General features: G+C 68.5%; 19 protein-coding genes. 12 read left to right on the forward strand and 7 right to left on the reverse strand.

Annotated features, from left to right (window positions below; all coding sequences use genetic code 11):
* Nucleotides 1–606: 606 nt before the first annotated feature.
* Both cobM and AB0H50_RS28445 read right to left on the reverse strand, forming a co-directional pair.
* Complete coding sequence (cobM, locus tag AB0H50_RS28440) at nucleotides 607–1,383, reverse strand: precorrin-4 C(11)-methyltransferase (protein ID WP_357458436.1); 777 nt, start codon at nucleotides 1,381–1,383, stop codon at nucleotides 607–609.
* Between the two features lie 264 nt (nucleotides 1,384–1,647).
* The gene (locus tag AB0H50_RS28445) at nucleotides 1,648–2,073 is read right to left on the reverse strand and encodes a PPOX class F420-dependent oxidoreductase (RefSeq protein WP_357458439.1); all 426 of its coding nucleotides are present in this window, start codon (nucleotides 2,071–2,073) and stop codon (nucleotides 1,648–1,650) included.
* 227 nt (nucleotides 2,074–2,300) lie between these two features.
* On the opposite strand from AB0H50_RS28445, the gene AB0H50_RS28450 reads away from it, so the two are divergent.
* Nucleotides 2,301–3,212: a hypothetical protein gene (locus tag AB0H50_RS28450; protein WP_357458442.1), complete on the forward strand. Its 912-nt coding sequence runs from the start codon at nucleotides 2,301–2,303 to the stop codon at nucleotides 3,210–3,212.
* 39 nt (nucleotides 3,213–3,251) lie between these two features.
* Nucleotides 3,252–3,581, forward strand: coding sequence for a hypothetical protein (locus AB0H50_RS28455; RefSeq protein WP_357458445.1), 330 nt, complete (start codon nucleotides 3,252–3,254; stop codon nucleotides 3,579–3,581).
* Between the two features lie 6 nt (nucleotides 3,582–3,587).
* Here the strand turns inward: AB0H50_RS28455 and AB0H50_RS28460 are convergent, their stop codons facing one another.
* Nucleotides 3,588–4,514: a LysR family transcriptional regulator gene (locus AB0H50_RS28460; RefSeq protein WP_357458448.1), complete on the reverse strand. Its 927-nt coding sequence runs from the start codon at nucleotides 4,512–4,514 to the stop codon at nucleotides 3,588–3,590.
* 140 nt (nucleotides 4,515–4,654) lie between these two features.
* On the opposite strand from AB0H50_RS28460, the gene AB0H50_RS28465 reads away from it, so the two are divergent.
* Nucleotides 4,655–6,019, forward strand: a complete 1,365-nt coding sequence (locus AB0H50_RS28465) for an MFS transporter (RefSeq protein ID WP_357458451.1) — start codon at nucleotides 4,655–4,657, stop codon at nucleotides 6,017–6,019.
* Entirely contained in the window at nucleotides 6,016–6,762 is a 747-nt protein-coding gene (locus AB0H50_RS28470) for a 3-hydroxybutyrate dehydrogenase (RefSeq protein WP_357458453.1), read from the forward strand. Before AB0H50_RS28465 ends, AB0H50_RS28470 begins: the two co-directional genes overlap by 4 nt.
* Before the next feature lie 26 nt (nucleotides 6,763–6,788).
* Here the strand turns inward: AB0H50_RS28470 and AB0H50_RS28475 are convergent, their stop codons facing one another.
* Nucleotides 6,789–7,391 (reverse strand): helix-turn-helix domain-containing protein, encoded by a 603-nt coding sequence (locus AB0H50_RS28475; RefSeq protein ID WP_357458455.1) that lies wholly within the window; start codon nucleotides 7,389–7,391, stop codon nucleotides 6,789–6,791.
* An 89-nt stretch (nucleotides 7,392–7,480) separates the two neighbouring features.
* Between AB0H50_RS28475 and AB0H50_RS28480 the strand changes: the two genes are divergently transcribed.
* The 6 genes from AB0H50_RS28480 to AB0H50_RS28505 all read left to right on the forward strand — a co-directional run bounded on the left by AB0H50_RS28480 (nucleotide 7,481) and on the right by AB0H50_RS28505 (nucleotide 15,660).
* Nucleotides 7,481–9,076, forward strand: coding sequence for a carboxyl transferase domain-containing protein (locus AB0H50_RS28480; protein WP_357458458.1), 1,596 nt, complete (start codon nucleotides 7,481–7,483; stop codon nucleotides 9,074–9,076).
* Between the two features lie 5 nt (nucleotides 9,077–9,081).
* Complete coding sequence (locus tag AB0H50_RS28485; RefSeq protein WP_357458461.1) at nucleotides 9,082–11,163, forward strand: biotin carboxylase N-terminal domain-containing protein; 2,082 nt, start codon at nucleotides 9,082–9,084, stop codon at nucleotides 11,161–11,163.
* Complete coding sequence (locus AB0H50_RS28490) at nucleotides 11,160–12,320, forward strand: acyl-CoA dehydrogenase family protein (RefSeq protein WP_357458464.1); 1,161 nt, start codon at nucleotides 11,160–11,162, stop codon at nucleotides 12,318–12,320. The genes AB0H50_RS28485 and AB0H50_RS28490 overlap by 4 nt, the downstream gene beginning before the upstream one ends.
* 73 nt (nucleotides 12,321–12,393) lie before the next feature.
* Complete coding sequence (locus AB0H50_RS28495; RefSeq protein ID WP_357458466.1) at nucleotides 12,394–12,879, forward strand: MaoC family dehydratase; 486 nt, start codon at nucleotides 12,394–12,396, stop codon at nucleotides 12,877–12,879.
* The gene (locus AB0H50_RS28500; RefSeq protein ID WP_357458469.1) at nucleotides 12,876–13,691 is read left to right on the forward strand and encodes a CoA ester lyase; all 816 of its coding nucleotides are present in this window, start codon (nucleotides 12,876–12,878) and stop codon (nucleotides 13,689–13,691) included. Before AB0H50_RS28495 ends, AB0H50_RS28500 begins: the two co-directional genes overlap by 4 nt.
* Nucleotides 13,692–13,719: 28 nt before the next feature.
* Nucleotides 13,720–15,660: an acetoacetate--CoA ligase gene (locus AB0H50_RS28505; protein WP_357458471.1), complete on the forward strand. Its 1,941-nt coding sequence runs from the start codon at nucleotides 13,720–13,722 to the stop codon at nucleotides 15,658–15,660.
* 168 nt (nucleotides 15,661–15,828) lie between these two features.
* On the opposite strand, the gene AB0H50_RS28510 is transcribed toward AB0H50_RS28505, so the two are convergent.
* Both AB0H50_RS28510 and AB0H50_RS28515 read right to left on the reverse strand, forming a co-directional pair.
* Complete coding sequence (locus AB0H50_RS28510; RefSeq protein ID WP_357458474.1) at nucleotides 15,829–16,149, reverse strand: helix-turn-helix domain-containing protein; 321 nt, start codon at nucleotides 16,147–16,149, stop codon at nucleotides 15,829–15,831.
* Nucleotides 16,146–16,481 (reverse strand): type II toxin-antitoxin system RelE/ParE family toxin, encoded by a 336-nt coding sequence (locus tag AB0H50_RS28515; RefSeq protein ID WP_357458477.1) that lies wholly within the window; start codon nucleotides 16,479–16,481, stop codon nucleotides 16,146–16,148. The genes AB0H50_RS28510 and AB0H50_RS28515 overlap by 4 nt, the downstream gene beginning before the upstream one ends.
* A gap of 287 nt (nucleotides 16,482–16,768) precedes the next feature.
* Between AB0H50_RS28515 and AB0H50_RS28520 the strand changes: the two genes are divergently transcribed.
* Together AB0H50_RS28520 and AB0H50_RS28525 are read left to right on the forward strand one after the other, a co-directional pair.
* Nucleotides 16,769–18,016, forward strand: coding sequence for a TetR/AcrR family transcriptional regulator (locus tag AB0H50_RS28520; RefSeq protein WP_357458480.1), 1,248 nt, complete (start codon nucleotides 16,769–16,771; stop codon nucleotides 18,014–18,016).
* A gap of 191 nt (nucleotides 18,017–18,207) precedes the next feature.
* Complete coding sequence (locus AB0H50_RS28525) at nucleotides 18,208–19,470, forward strand: TetR family transcriptional regulator (protein WP_357458483.1); 1,263 nt, start codon at nucleotides 18,208–18,210, stop codon at nucleotides 19,468–19,470.
* A 21-nt stretch (nucleotides 19,471–19,491) separates the two neighbouring features.
* Here AB0H50_RS28525 and AB0H50_RS28530 read toward each other — a convergent pair whose 3' ends face one another.
* Nucleotides 19,492–20,403 (reverse strand): hypothetical protein, encoded by a 912-nt coding sequence (locus tag AB0H50_RS28530; protein ID WP_357458486.1) that lies wholly within the window; start codon nucleotides 20,401–20,403, stop codon nucleotides 19,492–19,494.
* Nucleotides 20,404–20,413 lie beyond the last annotated feature (10 nt).

Here is a 20,413-nt window from a genome sequence, read left to right on the forward strand (position 1 = left end):
ACCCGCGCCTACCCTGAGCGACCAACCAAGATCCATAGCGTCGGAACATCACGCCTGGCAGGGCGTTCGAGTCGAGTTTGCTGGATTCGGTGTAGCGGTTCTCACAGCGCGACCGAGCACACGGTGCGAGCCTCGGACGGATTTCGTCCAGGGCCCTTCCCGGCACGAGACCCGATCGGCGGGAGGCTCGTCCGCGACACGGTCCGGACACACCGTGGCGCACAGCCCGCTTCGCCTTCTCTACCAGCATCGCCGGGGCCTGCCGCCGTTTTCGGTGGAACCGTTGCCGCCCAGGGAGCGTCCAGTGGGTTGCCGGTATGTTCTTGGGCCAGCACGGTTCGGGTGCAGTAGCGGGGTCGATCGAGGCTCCGAAGCCATTGCAGTGGGCTGCGAAATATGTTGTGGGGACTGAGGATTGGCCTCGCCATTCCGCATAGGCGCGGCGCTGCCTCGCCGTTCACCACAGTTGTTTGAACGCCTCACAGAGGCGGTGGCTATGTGAGGCGTACGAAAGCTGTGTGCCGACCCCCGAGACTTCGGGTGGTTGGTGGCGCAGTCCGTGTCCGATCGGCTGGAGATCGCACGAAACCACTCGGCAAGTGCTGTTCAGTGGCGACCTGATCCGTCCGCTCGCACTGAGTGACGATCCCGCCTCGGGTCGTAGAGGTGCGAACCGGCGCAGGACACGGCGGGCGTCAGGGCGCGGCCGACGAGGATGACGGCCGCCTGCCGCAAGTCGGCGGCTTCGACCTGGTCGGCGATGTCGGCGAGGGTCCCGCGCAGGATCAGCTGGTCGGGTTGGCTGGCGCGGTAGACGACCGCGACGGGGCAGTCGGGTCCGTAGCCGGCGACGAGTTCGGCGGCCAGTGTCCGGATGCGGGTGATGGCCAGGTGCAGGACGAGGGTCGCGCCGGTGTGGGCGAAGTTGGCCAGCGCCTCGGATTCCGGCATGGCGGTGGAGCGGGCTTGGGTGCGGGTGAGCACGACCGACTGCACGAGTTCGGGCACGGTGAGTTCGGTGCCGAGGAGCGCGGCCGCGGCGGCGTAGGCGGGGACGCCGGGGGTGACGTCCCAGGGAATACCGTGGGCGTCGAGGCGGCGGGTCTGTTCGGTGAGTGCCGAGTAGAGGGACGGGTCACCGGAACAGAGGCGGGCCACGTCGCGGCCCGATTCGTGGGCGCGAACGAGGTGGGCGGTGATCTGATCGATGTCGAGGCGCTGCGTGTCGATCAGTTCGGTGTCGGGCGCGCAGTGGGACAGCACCTCGGGGTCGAGGTAGGTGCCCGCGTAGAGGCACACCGGGGAGGTGCGCAGGAGGGTGACCGCTCGCACGGTCAGCAGGTCCGCCGCGCCCGGCCCGGCCCCGATGAAGTGCACGGTCATGCGGGTCAGTCTAAATGGGCGGCGCTGGGCGAAGTCGCCCTCGAGACCCGCACATGGCCGGAGCGGCTGCTCGACGATGTCTTCGCCGAACCCGGCCGCCGCCGCGTCGCCCTCGCCGAGGTCGCGGCAGGCGCGAGCACACATCGAGCACCGCCGCCGTCCCAGAGGACGGGCCCGCCGAGCCGGTCGCGGTGCCGCTGCGGGTGGAGACGGAGCGGCAGCACGGCTGCCCTCGAAGGTCGAAGCGCTCGTCGCCGGCCCCGATCAGGCGGTGGCGTCGAAGTGGGCGATCACCTTCGTCGGACGTAACCGGACGACAAGTTCCCCGGGAACGCCGTTGCGCTTGCCGAACTCCTCGGCGCGGTCTTCACCCATGTAGCGGCCGCCGAGGGCCGTGGCCGTGCGCAACAGTTCGTCCGGGTCGTCCGACATCGTGACGACACCCTGAATCTGGATCGACGCGTACGGCGGCTCTTCGAGGTCGACACACAGGGCGATCCGGCCGTCCCGCACGAACGCCTTGCCCTTGGCGGTCTCCTTCCCGGTGTTGAACACGATCTCGTCGCCTTCGACGAGGAACCACACCGGCGTGACGACCGGACGTCCGTCGGACGCCACGAAGGCGACCTTGCCCGTCCGCGTGCCATGGCCGAGGAATTCACGCACCCTGGGATCCGACAGTGAGGTCATGCGCACACCCTAGGCGCAGACACCGACAGGGCTGGCCAGGCGAGCGCGTGTTCTCAGACCCGCCCTGCTCGCGAGCCCGCCTCATCCTGCGCACCGGACACCGAGTTCGGGTCGATCAGGAACCTTCCACAGCGGCCGTTCGCTTCCACGTAATCCCCGCTGTCGCAAGAACTCCCGGCGATCGCTCACCTCGAGAACCTGTCGGTGTGCGGTTATAGCCTCTACGCATGCCCACCGTCCTGCACGAAGTAGTGATCGACCTGATCCGGCAACGCCCGCGCCTTGCCGCCGAACTGCTCGGTTTAGTGTCGGACGATCCGCTACCCGAATTCGACAATGCCCGTTTGGATTCCGGCGACTTCCCCGATATCGACCCGACCGAGTACCGAGCGGACGCGGTGGTGGTGCTGGCATCCGGCACGGCGCCGGCGCTGGCCGTCATCATCGAGGTCCAACTACGACCGGATCCCGACAAGCAGTGGAGCTGGCCCGTCTACTTGACGACGTTGCGCGCCCGGCTGCGCTGCCGCACCGCGCTCCTGGTGATCTGTCCCACCGACCGCACGGCAGTCCGATGCCGCAGACCCATCGGTATCGCACCCGGGTGCACGCTCAGCCCCCTCGTCGTCGGCCCGAAGGACATCCCAGCCGTCATCGACTCCGAGGCCGCCACCGCCAATCCCGAGCTCGCCGTGCTGTCGGCGATCTCGTACCAGCGGCGCCCCGAACGCGATGCGATCCTCAAGACCCTGGTCGAGTATGTGCTCGACGCACCGAACGGCGAAATGTATCTTGACCTGGTAGCCGCTGTCATGTCGCCGGCGGCCCGGCACTTCCTGGAGAGCCTCATGACGACCGACACGTACGAGTACAAGAGCGAGTTCGCCCGGCGGTACTACGCGCGCGGAGAAGCACGAGGCCGGGCCGAAGGAGAGGCTCGCGGAGAAGCACGCGGAGAAGCGCGCGGTCGGGTCCAAGGAGAGGTCCGGTCCCTGCTGACGATTCTCCAGGCCCTGCGCATCCGAGTACCCGCGGCCGCCGAAACCCGGATCCGAGAGTGCACCGACGCCGATCAGCTGAACAGATGGATCAAACGCGCCGCTACCGCGAAGAACATCGACGAGGTGCTCGGCCAGTAGCTTCCGCCGACCTGTCCCTGCGATCCCCGAGGGAGCCACTTGCCAACGCAACACCAGAGATCGGGCAGCTCAGCATCCGAGATCGCTGCCTGGTCGCCGATCGCCAAGCTCTTCATAGAGGCGCTGCTGGCGAAGAACGCGTTCGATCACAAAGGTGCGTTCGCCCGTCTGCGCTATGAGTGCGCAGCGGAACGCGGTCGAGCCCATGGTTATGCCCGCGCGCTACTGACAATCCTGCGTGTCCGCGACATCCATGTGCCCGAGGAAGCCGAAGCCCGCATTCGCGAATGCACCGATCTCGAACAACTGGACACCTGGGTCTATCGCGCCGCCACCGCGAAGTCCCTGGACAAGGTGTTCGGGCGCTAGCCCTCCCTACCCATCCTCCCCCAGCAACATCTCCTTCTGCTCCCACACCCGCTCCCGAATCGCGTCCACCACCGCCGCGACCTCCGGCCTGCGCAGCGTCTCCGTCCGCGTCACGAGCCAGTACGCCAGCTGCACCGAAACCTCCTCGCGCAGCACTCGAACCAGGTCGTCGTGCCGGTCGGCCATGAAGCACGGCAGCAGCCCCAACCCCGCGGCGGCTCGCGTTGCCTCCACGTGCACGAAAACATTGGTGGAGGAGATGGATTCGCGCATCGCGGGGGCGAAGCTGGAGGCCAGGTCGAGATCGTCGACCTGGAGCATGGAGTCGATGAAATAGACGAGCGGATATCTGGCGAGGTCTTCGATCCCGCCGGGTATCCCGTTCTCGCGCAAGTACTGTCGCGATCCATATAGGCCGAGTCGATAGTCGGCGAGCCGAATCGCCTTGGCCCGGTGTACTTGTGGCTCGCCGACGACGACCTCGATGTCCAATCCCGAGCGCTGCTGCGACGCGCGGCGGGTGGCGGTCACGATCTCGACGGCGATCTTCGGGTGCCTGCGCTGCACCTGCGCCACGGCGGGCGCGGCGAGATAGGCGCTGAAACCGTCGGTGGCCGAGATGCGCACGACGCCCTCCAGCGTGCGGTTGCCCGCCGGGTCCGCGGTGAGCGACCTGACCGCCGATTCGACGGCTTCGGCCGCGGACAGCGCGTCGCGTCCGAGATCGGTGAGTTCCCACCCGCCGGTCACCCGTGTCAGCACGCGCCCGCCGAGCGTTTTCTCCAGCGCGGCGATGCGGCGCGAGATGGTGGTGTGGTTGATGCCGAGCTCGTCGGCGGCGGACACGAAACGACCGGACCGGCCCACCGCGAGCAGCACCAGCAGGTCATCTGCGCTGGGACGGCGGCCGAATCCGGGAGAAGCCGGACTCATATCTGCATCATTGCAGATCGGTCGTGCACATCTGGGCATTGCGACCGACAGAGATCTGCACGAATACTCGTTCTCGCCACAATATGTGGGCCCCATCACAGATGAGGGGTGATGTGGCCCCGGTCATGAAGGAGAGTTCGATGAGCGTGCGCGATACTTTGCGGGCGACCGACAGCGATCCCGGCCCGGCACCGGCCGGCCTACGGCGGGTGGTCGCCGCGTCGATGGCGGGCACGGTCGTCGAATGGTACGAGTTCTTCCTCTACGGCACCGCCGCGACGCTGGTCTTCAGCAAGGTGTTCTTCGCCAAGGGCACCAGCGATCTGGACGCGATTCTCGCCGCCTTCGTCACCTACGCGGTCGGCTTCGCCGCCCGACCGCTCGGCGGCATCGTCTTCGGCCACTTCGGCGACCGCTACGGCCGCAAGAAGCTGTTGCAGTTCAGCCTGCTGCTGGTCGGCAGCGCGACGTTCCTGATGGGCTGCCTGCCGACGTTCGGACAGATCGGCTACTGGGCGCCCGCGCTGCTGGTCGCGCTGCGCTTCATCCAAGGCTTCGCGGTGGGCGGCGAATGGGGCGGCGCGGTGCTGCTCGTCGCCGAACACAGTCCCGACCGCAGCCGCGGCTTCTGGGCCAGCTGGCCGCAGGCGGGCGTGCCCGCGGGCAATCTGCTCGCCACCGTCGTGCTGCTCGCGCTGACCTCGACGCTGTCGGACGCCGCGTTCTTGTCCTGGGGCTGGCGGGTCGCGTTCTGGTTGTCGGCGGTGGTGGTGCTGGTCGGCTACTACATCCGCACCAAGGTCACCGACGCGCCGATCTTCCTGGCGGCGCAGCGCGAGGCGGAGCAGGTCAAGGCGACCTCGTTCAGCGTGGTGGAAGTGCTGAAGCGTTATCCGCGAGGCGTTTTCACCGCGATGGGCCTGCGCTTCGGCGAGAACATCATGTACTACCTGGTGGTCACGTTCTCCATTACCTACCTGAAGGTGCACGTCGGCGCGGACACCAAGACCATCCTGTGGTGGCTGCTCGCCGCGCACGCGGTGCACTTCGTCGCCGTCCCGCTGGCCGGGTACCTGTCCGACCGATTCGGCAGGCGGCCGGTGTATTTCGCGGGCGCGCTCACCGCGGGCAGCTGGGGTTTCTTCGCCTTCCCGATGATGGACAGCAAGAATCACGCGATCATCATGTCCGCCATCATCATCGGACTGGTCTTCCACGCGCTGATGTATGCGGCCCAGCCCGCGATCATGGCCGAGATGTTCCCCACCCGGATGCGGTATTCCGGTGTGTCGCTCGGGTACCAGGTCACCTCCATCGTGGCCGGATCGCTCGCGCCGATCATCGCCGTCCGGCTGCTGGACAGCTTCGGCTCCTCGGTGCCGATCGCCTGGTACCTGGCGGGGGCGGCGGCCGTCACCGCGGTGGCCGTGCTCTTCGCGAGGGAGACAAAAGGTCTCGACTTGCAGGCAGTCGATCGGGCCGACGCCGAGGTGAGCGCTCGATGACCGACCTGTTCGGACGGCGCGCCCTGGTCACCGGCGGCGCGAGCGGCATCGGCGCGGCGTGCGCGCGGGAGCTCGCGGCGCGCGGCGCCGAGGTCACCGTGGCCGACACCGACGGTGACGGCGCGCGGAAGCTGGCGAACGAGATCGGCGGAAAGGCTTGGGTCGTAGACCTTCTCGAGGTCACTGCCTTGGAGGAGCTACGTCTCGAGGTCGACGTGCTGGTGAACAACGCTGGCGTGCAGCGCATTCATCCGATCGAGGACTTCCCGCCCGCGGAATTCCGCGACATCCTCGCCCTGATGGTCGAGGTGCCGTTCCTGCTCATTCGCGCGTCGCTGCCGCACATGTACCGCAACGGGTTCGGGCGCATCGTCAACATCTCGTCGGTGCACGGGTTGCGCGCCTCGCCGTACAAGTCCGCGTACGTGGCGGCCAAGCACGGGCTGGAAGGGCTGTCCAAGGTCACCGCGCTGGAGGGCGGCGCGCACGGCGTGACCAGCAACTGCGTCGACCCCGGTTATGTCCGAACCCCGTTGGTGGACAAGCAGATCGCCGATCAGGCCAGGACGCACGGCATCCCGGAGCAGCAGGTGATCGAGAAGATCATGCTCACCGAGTGCGCCGTCAAGCGCCTCGTCGAACCCGACGAGGTCGCTGCCCTGGTCGGCTGGCTCACCGGACCGCACGCGGGCATGGTCACCGGCGCCTCCTACACGATGGACGGAGGCTGGAGCGCTCGATGAGCGTGCGACGGCCGATCGGCGCGGGATCAGGCGGTTCGGGTGAGCGCGGACAGCGCCATCTCGCGCAGGATCGGCCTCGCCTTGCTGGCGGTCGCCGGGGGCGCACTGTGCGGGGTCGAGTTGAGCAGGCCGAACGCGGCATGCGCCTGCACCCGCGCCCCCTCTTCGGGCAGCCGGGGGTGCAGTTTGCGCAGTACCTCGACCCAGACCTCGACGTACTGGCGCTGGGTGCGCCGCAGCTCGTGCCGCGGTTCGGCGGGCACGTTGTCCAGGTCCCGGTCCTGAATGCGGATGAGCTCGGGTTCGCCGAACGCGAAGTCCAGGTGGAAGTCGACCAAGCCTTCCAGCGCCGCCTCGGCGGAGTTCGCGCCGACCACCACCGACCGGCCGCCCGCGAGCAGCCGCTGACTGACCCCGACCAGCAGCTCGACCAGCAGCGCCTCCTTGTTCGGGAAGTGCCGGTAGACCGCGGGGCCGCTGATGCCGACGGCCGCGCCGAGGTCGTCGAGCCGCACGCCGAGGAAGCCCCGGTCCGCGATGAGCCGGGCTCCCGCCTCCAGCAATTGCTTGCGCCGCTCTGCCTTCAGCTGCTCGCGGCGGGTGAGTGTCACAGCTTCCGCGCCGGTCACACCCGCTCCTTTCACCCGATCTGGACAACTCGGTTAATCGATATTAACCTGAATTCCAGTTATCGGCGACTAACTGGACGGCGGACGTGATGACGGTTACCCAAGAGGTCGGCAACCGCGCGGCGCACGAGGCGCTCACCGGCGACCTGCGCGCGCGATTGGCGGCGGCCGCGCTCGGTGGGCCCGCCAAGGCGCGGGAGCGGCATATCGCGCGCGGCAAACTGCTACCGCGGGAGCGGGTGGACCAGCTGCTCGATCCGGGCAGCCCGTTCCTCGAGCTCTCCCCGCTCGCGGCGAACGGGATGTACGACGACGAGTGTCCTGGCGCGGGTGTGATCGCCGGGATCGGGCGGGTGTCGGGACGCGAGTGCGTCATCGTGGCCAACGACGCCACGGTCAAGGGCGGCACCTACTACCCCCTCTCGGTGAAGAAGCACCTGCGCGCGCAGGAGGTGGCGCTGCAGAACCAGCTGCCTTGCCTGTACCTGGTCGACTCGGGCGGCGCGTTCCTGCCGCGCCAGGACGAGGTGTTCCCCGATCGCGAGCACTTCGGCCGCATCTTCTACAACCAGGCCACCATGAGCGCCAAGGGCATCGCCCAGATCGCGGCCGTGCTCGGCTCGTGCACCGCGGGCGGCGCGTACGTGCCCGCGATGAGCGACGAAGCGGTGATCGTGCGGAACCAGGGCACGATCTTCCTCGGCGGACCACCGCTGGTGAAGGCCGCCACCGGTGAGGTGGTCACTGCCGAGGAACTCGGCGGCGGCGAGCTGCACTCGCGCACCTCGGGCGTCACCGACCACCTGGCCGAGGACGACCAGGACGCGCTGCGCATCGTGCGCCGCATCGTGGCCACACTCGGACCGCGGCCGGAAAGCCCTTGGGAAATCACGGCTTCCAAGCCGCCCGCACTTGCGGAGTCCGAGCTGTACGACGTGGTGCCCGTCGACCTGCGCACGCCCTACGACGTGCGCGAGGTCATCCACCGCATCGTGGACGGCGGCTCGGACGGCGAGAGCGGATTCCACGAGTTCAAGGCCGAATACGGCAAGACGCTGGTCACCGGCTTCGCCCGGATCCACGGCCATCCGGTGGGCATCGTCGCCAACAACGGCGTGCTGTTCAGCGAATCCGCCATGAAGGGCGCGCATTTCATCGAGCTGTGCGACAAGCGCAAGATCCCGCTGCTGTTCCTGCAGAACATCACCGGCTTCATGGTCGGGCGCGACTACGAGGCGGGCGGCATCGCCAAGCACGGCGCGAAGATGGTGACCGCGGTCGCCTGCGCGCGGGTACCGAAGCTCACCGTCGTCATCGGCGGCTCCTACGGCGCGGGCAATTACTCGATGTGCGGGCGCGCGTACTCGCCGCGCTTCCTGTGGATGTGGCCGAACGCGCGCATCTCGGTGATGGGCGGCGAACAGGCCGCCTCCGTGCTGGCCACCGTCCGCGGCGATCAGCTGGACAGCAGCGGGCAGCCCTGGTCCGAGGAAGACCAGGAGGCGTTCAAGGCGCCGATTCGCGAGCAGTACGAGCACCAGGGCAACCCGTACTATTCCACCGCTCGCCTCTGGGACGACGGCGTCATCGATCCGCTCGACACCAGAACCGTTCTCGGCCTTGCTCTTTCGGTTTGCGCACAGGCGCCGCTCGAACCGGTTTCCTACGGCGTCTTCCGGATGTGATCGCGATGCTGAACCCACCCACCCCGTCGGCTTCGCCGACTGCCATCCCCCTGAACAGGACCCACCCCGTCGATTTCGACACCGTGCTCGTCGCCAATCGCGGCGAGATCGCGGTGCGCGTCATCCGTACCTTGCGCGCCATGGGCATTCGCTCCGTCGCCGTCTACAGCGACGCCGACGCCGACGCCAGGCACGTCATCGAGGCGGACACCGCCGTGCGCCTCGGCCCGGCGCCCGCGCGTGAAAGTTACCTGGACATCGAGAAAGTTGTGGCGGCAGCTGTGCGCACCGGCGCGCAGGCCGTGCACCCCGGCTACGGATTCCTGTCCGAGAACGCCGCTTTCGCCGCCGCACTGGCCGACGCGAACATCGTCTTCCTCGGCCCGCCCGCCCGCGCCATCGAGATCATGGGCGACAAGATCGCCGCCAAGAACACCGTCGCGGCCTTCGACGTGCCGGTGGTTCCCGGCATCGCCAAGCCGGGCCTCACCGACGACGAGCTGATCGCCGCTGCCGCCGAGATCGGCTACCCGGTGCTGGTCAAGCCGTCGGCGGGCGGAGGAGGCAAGGGCATGCGCATGGTGGAGGACCCGGCGCTGCTGCCCGACGCGCTGGTCAGCGCCCGGCGTGAGGCGGGCGCCGCGTTCGGCGACGACACCCTGTTCCTGGAGCGGTTCGTCACCCGGCCGCGCCACATCGAGGTGCAGATCCTCGCCGACCAGTACGGCAACGTGCTGCACCTGGGCGAGCGCGAATGCAGCTTGCAGCGCAGGCACCAGAAGGTGATCGAGGAGGCGCCATCGCCGCTGCTGGACGCGGCCACCAGGGAGCGCATCGGCGCCGCGGCGTGCAATACCGCGCGGAGCGTGAACTATGTCGGCGCGGGCACGGTCGAATTCATCGTCTCGGCCGACCGGCCGGACGAGTTCTTCTTCATGGAGATGAACACCCGGCTCCAGGTGGAGCATCCGGTCACCGAACTGGTGACCGGTGTGGATCTGGTGGAGTGCCAGGTCCGGGTCGCGGCGGGCCAGAAGATCGGCGCCCGCCAGGAGGAGATCCGGCTCACCGGGCACGCCGTCGAGGCGCGCGTCTACGCCGAGGATCCCGGCCGCGGGTTCCTGCCGACCGGCGGCGCGGTGCTGGACCTGGTGGAACCGGAAAGGTCTGGCGTGCGGGTGGATTCGGGCCTGCGCGTCGGCACCGTGGTCGGCAGCGACTACGACCCGATGCTGTCCAAGGTCATCGCGCACGGCCCCGATCGCGCCGCGGCGCTCGCCACGCTCGACCGGGCGCTGGCGGACACCGTGCTGCTCGGGGTGACCAGCAATATCGAATTCCTGCGCTTCCTGCTCGCCGACCCGGATGTGGCCGCCGGACGACTCGACACCGGTCTGCTCGACCGCAGGGTCGGCGACTTCCGGCCCGAACCCGTGCGCGACGAGGAATTCGTGGTCGCGGCCGCCTACCACTGGCTGCGGCGCTGGCCCGCCGAGCCGTCCGGCCCGTGGGACATCCCCTCGGGCTGGCGGATCGGCGTTCCCGCGCCCACCCCGATCCGGCTGGCCGGCGGCGACCGCACCGAGCACGTCTACCTCAGCGGCCGACCCGACGCCGCGCAGGTCAGCGTCGGCGAGGGCGAATCCCTCGCGCTGACAGCGACTTTCGCAGCGCGCACCGCCGAGAGCGGTGTGCTCACGGTGACCGTCGACGACGTGCGTCGGGGCTACCGGGTGGCCGAACACGACGGACAGCTGTGGGTAGCGGGCCCCGCGGGCGTTTCGGTGCTGCGCGAGGTCGCCGAGGTCAACGTGCGCGGCGGCGGCGAACACGTCGGCGACGCCGAGATACGCAGCCCCATGCCGGGTTCGGTGATCGCCGTCCCGGTGACTTCCGGCGCGACGGTGGCGGCGGGCGCGCCCGTCGTCGTGGTGGAGGCGATGAAGATGGAGCACACGCTCACCGCGCCGGTCGCGGGCACCGTCGAAGTGCTGGTCGCGCCGGGCGCCCAGGTGCGCCTCGACCAGCCGCTTGCCCGCATCGTCGCCGACACGAATACCTCTGAGCGAGAAGGAACTTCCGAATGACCGACTTCCTGTCCACCGGCACGCTGCCAGAGGACTACCGCGACCTGGCACTGACGGTCCGCGATTTCGCGCGGCAGGTGGTGGCTCCGGTAGCCGCCGAGCACGACGCGAACCACACCTTCCCGTACGAGGTCGTCGCGGGCATGGCCGATATGGGCCTGTTCGGCCTGCCCTTCCCCGAGGAGTACGGCGGCATGGGCGGCGACTACTTCGCGCTGTGCCTCGCGCTCGAGGAGCTCGGCAAGGTCGACCAGAGCGTGGCCATCACCCTGGAGGCGGGCGTCTCGCTCGGCGCCATGCCGGTGTACCGCTTCGGCGACGACAAGCAGAAGCAGGAGTGGCTTCCGCAGCTGACCAGCGGCCGTTCGCTGGCCGCCTTCGGCCTCACCGAACCGGACGCGGGCAGCGACGCGGGCGGCACCACCACCAAGGCCGTGCTGGACGACGGCACATGGATCATCAACGGCCGCAAGCAGTTCATCACCAACTCCGGCACCGACATCACCAAGCTGGTGACGGTGACCGCGGTGACAGGAACGACCGGCGGCAAGAAGGAGATCTCCACCATCCTGGTGCCGACCGACACCCCAGGCTTCGTCGCCGAACCCGCCTACAACAAGGTCGGTTGGAACGCCTCGGACACCCACCCGCTGAGCCTCACCGACGTGCGCGTCCCGGCGGAGAACCTGCTCGGCGAGCGCGGCCGCGGCTACGCCAACTTCCTGCGCATCCTGGACGAGGGCCGCATCGCGATCGCCGCGCTGTCGGTGGGTGCGGCCCAAGGCTGTGTCGACGAGAGCGTGCGCTACGCCAAGGAGCGGCTCGCCTTCGGCCAGGCCATCGGCCGCAACCAGGCCATCGCCTTCAAGATCGCCCGCATGGAGGCGCGCGCGCACGCCGCGCGCACCGCCTACTACGACGCCGCCGCGCTGATGCTCGCCGGCAAGCCGTTCAAGAAGCAGGCGTCCATCGCCAAGCTGGTGGCCAGCGAGGCCGCGATGGACAACGCCCGCGACGCCACCCAGATCTTCGGCGGCAACGGCTTCATGAACGAATACGCTGTGGCCAGGCATTACCGCGACAGCAAGATCCTGGAAATCGGCGAGGGCACGACGGAGGTGCAGCTGATGCTGATCGGACGGGAGCTGGGCCTGTGAACGAACGCAGCGAGCGAACCGTGGACACAGCACCGTCGGGCACAGCGGTGCCGAGCGCCGGCGAGGTGCGGCTGTGAACGACAAGCGTCGAATCGTCCAGCGCGGCTTGTGGTTCGAGGAGTTCGAGACCGGCGTCGTCTACGAACACCGGCCCGGTCGCACCATCACCGAGGCCGACAACGTCCTGTTCACCACGCTGACCATGAACACCCAGGCGCTGCATCTGGACGCCGCCTTCAGCGACGCGCTGCCGCCGTTCAACAAGCGGCTGGTGAACTCGATGTTCACGCTGTCCACGCTGGTTGGGCTGTCGGTGGCACAGCTGACCCAAGGGACCATCGTCGCGAACCTCGGCTTCTCCGAGATCAACTTCCCCAAGCCGCTGTTCCACGGCGACACCATGTACGCCGAGACCGTGATCGTCGACAAACGCGAGTCCAAGTCGCGGCCGGGCGAGGGCATCGTGACCTTCGCCCACACCGCCCGCAACCAGCACGGCGACGTGGTAGCGACGGCCACCCGCAAGACGCTGGTCCGCAAGGCCCCGGAGCAGGCATGACGTGGCAGATGAAAGGGCCGGGCTGGTTGTTCTGCCCCGCCGACCGGCCCGAGCGCTACGCGAAGGCGGCCGCGGCCGCCGACGTGGTGATCCTCGACCTGGAAGACGGCGTGGCGGCGGCGGACAAGGCAGCGGCCCGCGCGGCCCTGCTCGCCACCCCGCTCGATCCCGAGACCACCGTGGTGCGGGTCAACGCGGCGGACACCGAGGAGCACGCGCTGGATCTCGCCGCGTTGGCCGAGACCGGATACCGCCGCGTCATGCTGCCGAAAACCGAGTCAGCCGAACAGATCACGGCGTTGCCGGACCACGAGGTGATCGCGCTGGTGGAGTCGCCGCTCGGCGCGCTGGCGATCGGGCGAGCGGTCTTGGCGCGCAACGTGATCGGCGTCATGTGGGGCGCGGAGGACCTGATCGCGGGCCTGGGCGGCACCTCGAGCAGGCACTCCGATGGCAGCTATCGCGATGTGGCGCGGCACGTCCGCTCCAGCGCGCTGCTGGCCGCCAAGGCCTACGGCAAGTTCGCCCTCGACTCGGTGTATCTGAACATCCGCGATCTCGACGGCCTGCGCGCCGAGACCGACGACGCGGTAGCCGTCGGCTTCGACGCGAAGGTCGCGATCCACCCGAGCCAGGTGCCGGTGATCCGCGCGGCCTACGCACCCGCGGACGACGAAATCGCTTGGGCGAGGCGTGTACTCGACGAGGTGCCGAAGCACCGCGGTGTCTTCGCCTTCGAGGGCCGGATGGTCGACGCCCCCGTACTGCGGCACGCCGAACAGATCGTGCGACGCGCGCACGCCGAGAACTGATCCACCCCACGAGCCAGGAGGTATTGCGGTGCAACCACAGTGGGTGCCCACCGAACGGGACATCGCCGACGCCGAGGTGACCGATTTCGCGCGGTTCGTCGCCGAGCGCACCGGCGTCGCGACGTCGGACTATCACTCGCTGTGGCAGTGGTCGGTGGACGACCTGGCCGGCTTCTGGCGGGCGGTGTGGGAGTACTTCGAGCTCGGCGAGATCGACGGCGAGGTGCTGGCGAGTTCGGAGATGCCAGGGGCGCAATGGTTTCCGTGCACCCGGCTCAACTACGTCGATCAGGTCGTGCGCCAGGCCCGCACCGACCGACCCGCCATTCTGGCCGTCGGCGAGGACGTGCCAACCCGCGAGGTCTCCTGGGTCGAGCTGATCGACGCCACCGCCGCCTTCGCGCGCACCTTGCGCGAACTGGGGGTCCGGCGCGGTGATCGGGTGGTCGGCTACCTGCCGAACATCCCGGAGGCGGTGATCGCGTTCCTGGCGACCGCGAGCTTGGGCGCGATCTGGAGCGCGTGCGGGCAGGACTACTCACCGAAGGCCGCCCTCGACCGCCTCGGCCAGCTCGAACCGGCCGTGCTCGTCACCGCCGACGGCTATCGGTTCGGCGGCAAGGCACACGACAAGCGCGCCGACATCGCCGCGCTGCAAGAGGGTTTCGGCTCCCTGCGCGCGACGGTCGCCGTCTCCCGGCTCGGCCTCGAAGTCCCCGGCGCCGTGCCGTGGGGCGAGGCGATCGACACCGACAATGTCGCGGCGATCATCGAGACCGAGACGGTCGACTTCGACCACCCGCTGTGGATCGTCTTCTCCTCCGGCACCACCGGCCTGCCCAAAGGCATCGTGCACGGCCACGGCGGCGTGCTGCTCGAGCACCTGAAAGCCGTCGCGCTGCAATCCGATATCGGCGAGGACGACACGTTCTTCTGGTACACCAGCCCGAGCTGGATGATGTGGAACTTCCAGATCGCGGGCCTGCTGGTCGGCGCGACCATCGTCTGCTACGACGGCAGCCCCACCTATCCCGCGCCGGACGCGCTGTGGCGGATCGCCGCCGAGACGCGGACGACCGTGCTCGGCACCAGCCCCGGTTACGTGCTGGCGTGCATCAAGGCGGGCGTCGTCCCGCGCGACGAGCACGACCTCGCGGCGCTGCGCACGGTCGGCATCACCGGTTCGGCGCTGCCGCCCTCCTCGGCGCTGTGGCTGCGCGACAACGTCGGCGAGCACGTTCCGGTCAACTCGATCAGCGGCGGCACCGACGTGGTGTCGGCCTTCATCGGCGGTGTCCGGACGGTGCCGGTCTGGCCGGGCGAGCTCTCGGCCCCCTACCTCGGCGTCGCGCTCGACGCGTTCGACACGGAGGGCAAGCCGGTGCGCGGCGAGGTCGGCGAACTGGTTATCACCGCGCCGATGCCGTCCATGCCGGTGAGTTTCTGGCGCGACCCGGACGGAACGCGCTACCACGACGCCTATTTCGACATGTTCCCGGGTGTCTGGCGGCACGGCGACTGGATCACCATCACCGATCACGGCAGCATCGTCGTGCACGGCCGTTCGGATTCCACCTTGAACCGGCACGGCATCCGGATGGGCAGCGCGGACATCTACCAGTCCGTCGAGCGACTGCCGGAGATCACCGAGGCGCTGGTGATCGGCGCGGAACAGCCCGACGGCGGCTACTGGATGCCGCTGTTCGTGGTCCTCGCGCCGGGTGCGGAGCTGACCGACGAACTGCGCGAACGGATCAACTCGACCATTCGCACCGAGGTCTCGCCGCGGCACGTGCCGGACGAGATCCTCGTCGCGCCGGGCATCCCGCACACCCGCACCGGCAAGAAGCTCGAGGTGCCGATCAAGAAGCTGTTCCAGGGCGCCGAGGCCGCGCGCGTGGTGGAGCGCAGCGCCGTGGACGACCCCGACCTGCTGGACTGGTACGCGACGATCCGGCCGACGCGCTGAGCCCGAGGCCGACGGTCAGGCGCGGATTTGGCGAATGGCGCTGCGCCACAACGCCTGCTGCGTGCCCGTGAGGTGCGCAGCAGGGTACCGCTGCGGCGCAGATCCGGCAGCAACCGCACCTGGTCGACCATCGTCTTGCGGCGCACCGCCGTCGCTTTGCGGTCGACGTCAGTGCAAAGCGACTATGTCGTCCCCGAACTCGGCCACCACGCGCAACCGTCCACCCATGGCCGCGACGTAGGCCTCCAGGGTCCCGATCTCGGTGCGGGCCATGTCCCCACGCTCGATGCGGGACACACGCGTCTGGGTTACACCCATCGCCTGCGCGATCTCGGCCTGCGTGCGGGCCTGCGCCTTGCGCACTTGAGTGAGGCGGAAGGCGCGCTGAGCATCCAGTTCCCGCTGCCGAGCCTGCTGCACCTTGGCCGGATCAAGCTCGGCCTTCGCGCGCACGTCCTTCCAGCTCTGGGCCTTGATTGCCATCGTCACTCCTCCTCTTCTTCGTCGTAGTCGCCATTCAGCCAGCCTTTGTACCGCTGCTCGGCCACCGGAATGTTCTCTCGGTACCAACCCTGCCAGTTGCCCGTCTTGTCGCCCGCCACCAGCAAAATGGCCTGCCGCTCCGGATCGAATGCGAACAGGATTCGGATGTTGGTGGCCGCCGGTCGTAGCTCCTTCAGGTTGTGTAGCTGTGCGCCCTTGATACGGTCCACGGTAGGTCGGCCCAAGGTGGGGCCCTGCTCAGCCAACATGTCGATGGCGTTCGCCACCGCTTCCGCGTCGTCCTCGAGTTGGAGAAACCACTCGCTGACCGGGGTCAAGAGAGTCACATTCCACACATCAAGAATATACCCTCAGCGTTCTAGAACTTCTACGTTCTAATCACTGCTCCTGCGCACTCGGTCGCCCCGATCGCCGCAGATGGCACCAGCATGACCGGAAAGCCGCCGACGCCGGCACACTCCCTTGATGAATAGGTATTCAAGGTCAATGCCTCGGGACCGCACGGGACGGCCGCCGCGTCGCGTCGCGCGCACCTTCTCGGCCCGTTCGACGTACCGCGACCTGGGCAAATCACCGTGCGAGCGGAGTCGTTACGATGTCCGGCATGAGTGTCGACAATCGCCGTACGGCGCGAAAGCCAGTCAGCGGCGACTCGGCACCACGGGAGATCAAGCGCAGGCCCAAGAATCGGCGAGCCCAGATCGCCGCGGCGTCCGCCGCCGCTTTCGGCGCGCTCGGCTACCACGGTGTGAGCATGGAGGACATCGCCTCCGGACTCGGGATCAGCTCGGCCGCGCTGTATCGGCACTATCCGAGCAAGTACGCGCTGTTCCGGGAAGAGCTGCTGCGGGTGGGCCGGGCGATGACCGAGTCGGTCCAGCTGCCCGACGACGCCGCCGAACTCTCCTCCGAGCAGCGGCTGCACCGGGTGCTCGACGGACTGATCGGCGCGACCATCGAGAACCGCCCGAGCGTCACGCTGGTGCGCTGGGAGGGCCGCTACCTGGAGCCAGAGGATCAACAGACCCTGGCCGAGCAGCAGGCCACCGTGCTCGACGCCCTCGGCACCGCATTGCGCGGGCTGCGTCCCGAACTGGACGGCAACGACGTTCGGGTGCTGCGCGCCGCCCTGCTCAGCGCCATCACCAGCATCGCCGACCACCACGCCGCGCTGCCCGCGAAATCCCTTGCCCGGCTGCTCGACTCGGCATGCTCCGGGCTGGTGCGCGCCGAGCTCCCGCCCGCGGCGGCGACGGCGGAACCCGCGACCACGCTAGAGATCCCGGAGTCGTTCAAGCACGAGCTGTTGCTGCACAAGGCGGTCGAGCTCTTCCACGAGCGCGGCTATCCCAACGTGAGTGTCGAGGAGATCGCCAGCGCCGCAGGACTTTCCGCGGCATCGGCCGTGTACCGCTTCTACCGCGGCAAGAGCGATCTGCTGGCCGCCGCGTTCCGCAGAGCCGCCGACCGGGTGTCGGCGGCGATCGGCCCGGCCGTGGCGAGCTCCGACGGACCGGAAGCCGCGCTCACCACGCTGATCGAGCACTACGTCGCGGGCTCGTTCGCCGAGCGCGACCTCACGTTCGTGTATTTCACCGAGTTCCAGCACGTTCCGGCCGAGGAACGCACCGTGCTGCGCAATATCCAGCGGCTCAGCGTCGAAGAGTGGGCCAAGCTGCTGCGCGAGGTGCGCCCCGAGCTCTCACCCGCCGAGGCGCGCTTCCTCATCCACGCGGCCTTCGCGCTCGTCATCGATCTCGGGCGCGCGTTCGGCAGCGAACCGCTCGCGGCGCAGGATCGGGTGCGGCTGCTGATGCAGATCGTGCTGTTCGGCCGCCCGGCGCAGGTCTAGAGCGCTCCCCTTCGCATGGCGTGAGAGCAGCATCCCTCGCTCCGGTGATGTTACCGAATATTCTGAGCCGCATCGTAATAATCGTCCTAGCTAGAACTAGTGTTACCACTGGCTTGTGATCTTTCATTCAGTTTGATTTCGGGATGAGAAAGGCGGCTTTACCGAGCATCCGTTTGGGTTAGCATCGCCGCATGGATGCGCACAAGGGCCGCGCCCCGCGAGCGAGCGCGAGCGGTGAGAACGCCGCGCCACGGGTGATCCGGCGGCGGCCGCGAAACCGGCGGGCGCAGATCGCGGCGACCTCCGCGGAGGCCTTCGGCGCGCTGGGGTACCACGGCGTCAGCATGGAAGAGATCGCATCCCGGCTCGACATCAGCTCCACCGCGCTGTACCGCCACTACCCGAGCAAATACGCGTTGTTCCGCGAGGAGGCCCTGCGACTGAGCGCGCTCTGCGCCGAGGCAGTGCAGTTGCCCGACGACTTGGCCGACGCCCCCGCGAGCCTGCGGCTCGAGCACATTCTCGACACGCTCATCGAGAAGTCGATCGCCAACCGCCGCGGCGCGGCCCTGCTGCGATGGCAGAGCCGCTACCTCGACGAGGAGGACTACCGGGTCCTGATCGAGCAGCTGATCGAGGCGTACCGGGTGGTCGGCGGGTTGCTCGCGGAGGCGCGGCCCGAGGCTACGGGCGCGGACAGCGTCGTCCTGGCCACCGCCGCGCTCAGCGTCATCGGCAGCATCTCCGATCACCACGTGTCGATTCCGGTGCGTTCGCTGACCAAGCTGCTGCGCACGGCGTGCCTCGATGTCGTGCGCAGCGATCTGCCGCCGGTCGGCGAGCCGCCCGTCACCGACGGCGCCGCCGAGGTGCCGCTGCGCTTCAAACACGAGCTGTTGCTGCGGCGCGCCATCGAACTGTTCCACGAACGCGGCTATCCGAACGTGAGCGTCGAGGACATCGCCAATGCCGCGGAACTGCCCGCCTCCTCGGCCGTCTACCGCTTCTACCGGAGCAAAGGCGACATCCTGGCCGCCGCGTTCCGCCGTGCGGCGGACCGGGTTTCTGCCGCCATCGGCCCGGCCATCGCCGCATCCGGCGGTGACCCCGAGCGCGCCCTGACCAGACTGATCGAGCTGTACGTCGCCGGGTCCTTCGCCGAGCGGGAACTGACCTTCGTCTACTACGCCGAGATCAGCAATGTGCCGCAGGAGGACCGCACCGTGCTGCGGAACATCCAGCGGCTCAACGTCGAAGAGTGGGCCAAGCTCGTCGTCGGGGTGCGGCCCGAACTGTCCGCCGCCGAGTCACGGGTGCTGGTGCACGCCGCCTTCGCACTCGTCGTCGACCTCGGCCAGTGGCTGGGTCCGGACAACCCGATCTGCTCGCGGGCGCGGGTGATCCACCTGATGCAGGTCATCCTGTTCGGGCGGCCGGTGGCGACCTCGCGGTAATCCGGGACGAAAGATGAAGCGCTACTGTTGCGGCGCGGGGACCAGCGGTGAATTCACCTTGTTCACCAGCCATTTGCCGTCTACCTTCGCCATCCGCATCACCATGGACAGCTGACCGGGCGCGGGCTTGCCCTGGGTGCCGACGCTGGTAATGGTCTGACCGATCACCACGATCGCCTCCGCGGAGGTCTCGTCACCGCTCTTCACCGCGCACTGCACGTCGTTGGTCTTGGAGACCACCTCGCCCTGCGTCAGCACCTCTTTCAGCTCGCGGCTGGTGTCGTCGAACTGCTTCTTCCAATCGCCGGTCGCGCCGTCGAGCACCGCGGCGAAATAGGCGTCGAGATTCTTCGCGTCGTAGTTCGCGAGCACCGGCGCGTACGCGCAGGCGGCCGCCTTTGCCTCCTCGTGGGCTTCCAGCAGCGCCTCGTTGTGCCGGTTCTGCACGAAGTAGTAGCCGGTCGAGGCGACCGCGGCGCCGAGCAGAACGGCCACCGCGGCGCGAGCCGCGACAATTCCCTTGGGGCCGCAGGGAATGCGCAGCCAATCGCGCCAATTGTTGCCCGCCGCAGCCTGTTTCGTGTCGGCATCTGCGGCGGCAGGACCGGTCGACACCGCAGCCTTCACCTCGCGTTCCGCCGCAACTGGATTCGCGTCGGCGGCCACATCCGTTGGCGGCACTGCCTTCACCTCGTCCTCCGTCGCAGCCGGTTTCGCGTCGGCGACGGCCGCGGCCGCACCGCTGGACACCGCGGCCTTCACCTCACCATTCGCCACAACTGGTTTCGGGTCAGCGGCCGCATCGGTGGACGCCGCCGCCTTTGCCTCGTCGTCCCCGGCGGCTGGCTTCACATCCGCGGCCTCATCCACTACCCCCGCCGTGTCGCCCCCCGCGACGGACGCGGCGCCGGTGTCGACATCGTTGTCACTCATGGCATTTCCT

The sequence above is a fragment of the Nocardia sp. NPDC050793 genome (genome assembly GCF_040654065.1).
Classification (GTDB): Bacteria; Actinomycetota; Actinomycetes; order Mycobacteriales; family Mycobacteriaceae; genus Nocardia.

What these genes read in the sequence shown, in the direction of transcription:
- cobM (WP_357458436.1), bottom strand. Translation starts at nt 1,383, where the DNA reads ATGACCGTGCACTTCATCGGGGCCGGGCCGGGCGCGGCGGACCTGCTG.
- AB0H50_RS28445 (WP_357458439.1), bottom strand. Translation starts at nt 2,073, where the DNA reads ATGACCTCACTGTCGGATCCCAGGGTGCGTGAATTCCTCGGCCATGGC.
- AB0H50_RS28450 (WP_357458442.1), top strand. Translation starts at nt 2,301, where the DNA reads ATGCCCACCGTCCTGCACGAAGTAGTGATCGACCTGATCCGGCAACGC.
- AB0H50_RS28460 (WP_357458448.1), bottom strand. Translation starts at nt 4,514, where the DNA reads ATGAGTCCGGCTTCTCCCGGATTCGGCCGCCGTCCCAGCGCAGATGAC.
- AB0H50_RS28465 (WP_357458451.1), top strand. Translation starts at nt 4,655, where the DNA reads ATGAGCGTGCGCGATACTTTGCGGGCGACCGACAGCGATCCCGGCCCG.
- AB0H50_RS28470 (WP_357458453.1), top strand. Translation starts at nt 6,016, where the DNA reads ATGACCGACCTGTTCGGACGGCGCGCCCTGGTCACCGGCGGCGCGAGC.
- AB0H50_RS28480 (WP_357458458.1), top strand. Translation starts at nt 7,481, where the DNA reads ATGACGGTTACCCAAGAGGTCGGCAACCGCGCGGCGCACGAGGCGCTC.
- AB0H50_RS28485 (WP_357458461.1), top strand. Translation starts at nt 9,082, where the DNA reads ATGCTGAACCCACCCACCCCGTCGGCTTCGCCGACTGCCATCCCCCTG.
- AB0H50_RS28490 (WP_357458464.1), top strand. Translation starts at nt 11,160, where the DNA reads ATGACCGACTTCCTGTCCACCGGCACGCTGCCAGAGGACTACCGCGAC.
- AB0H50_RS28500 (WP_357458469.1), top strand. Translation starts at nt 12,876, where the DNA reads ATGACGTGGCAGATGAAAGGGCCGGGCTGGTTGTTCTGCCCCGCCGAC.
- AB0H50_RS28520 (WP_357458480.1), top strand. Translation starts at nt 16,769, where the DNA reads ATGAGTGTCGACAATCGCCGTACGGCGCGAAAGCCAGTCAGCGGCGAC.
- AB0H50_RS28525 (WP_357458483.1), top strand. Translation starts at nt 18,208, where the DNA reads ATGGATGCGCACAAGGGCCGCGCCCCGCGAGCGAGCGCGAGCGGTGAG.
- AB0H50_RS28530 (WP_357458486.1), bottom strand. Translation starts at nt 20,403, where the DNA reads ATGAGTGACAACGATGTCGACACCGGCGCCGCGTCCGTCGCGGGGGGC.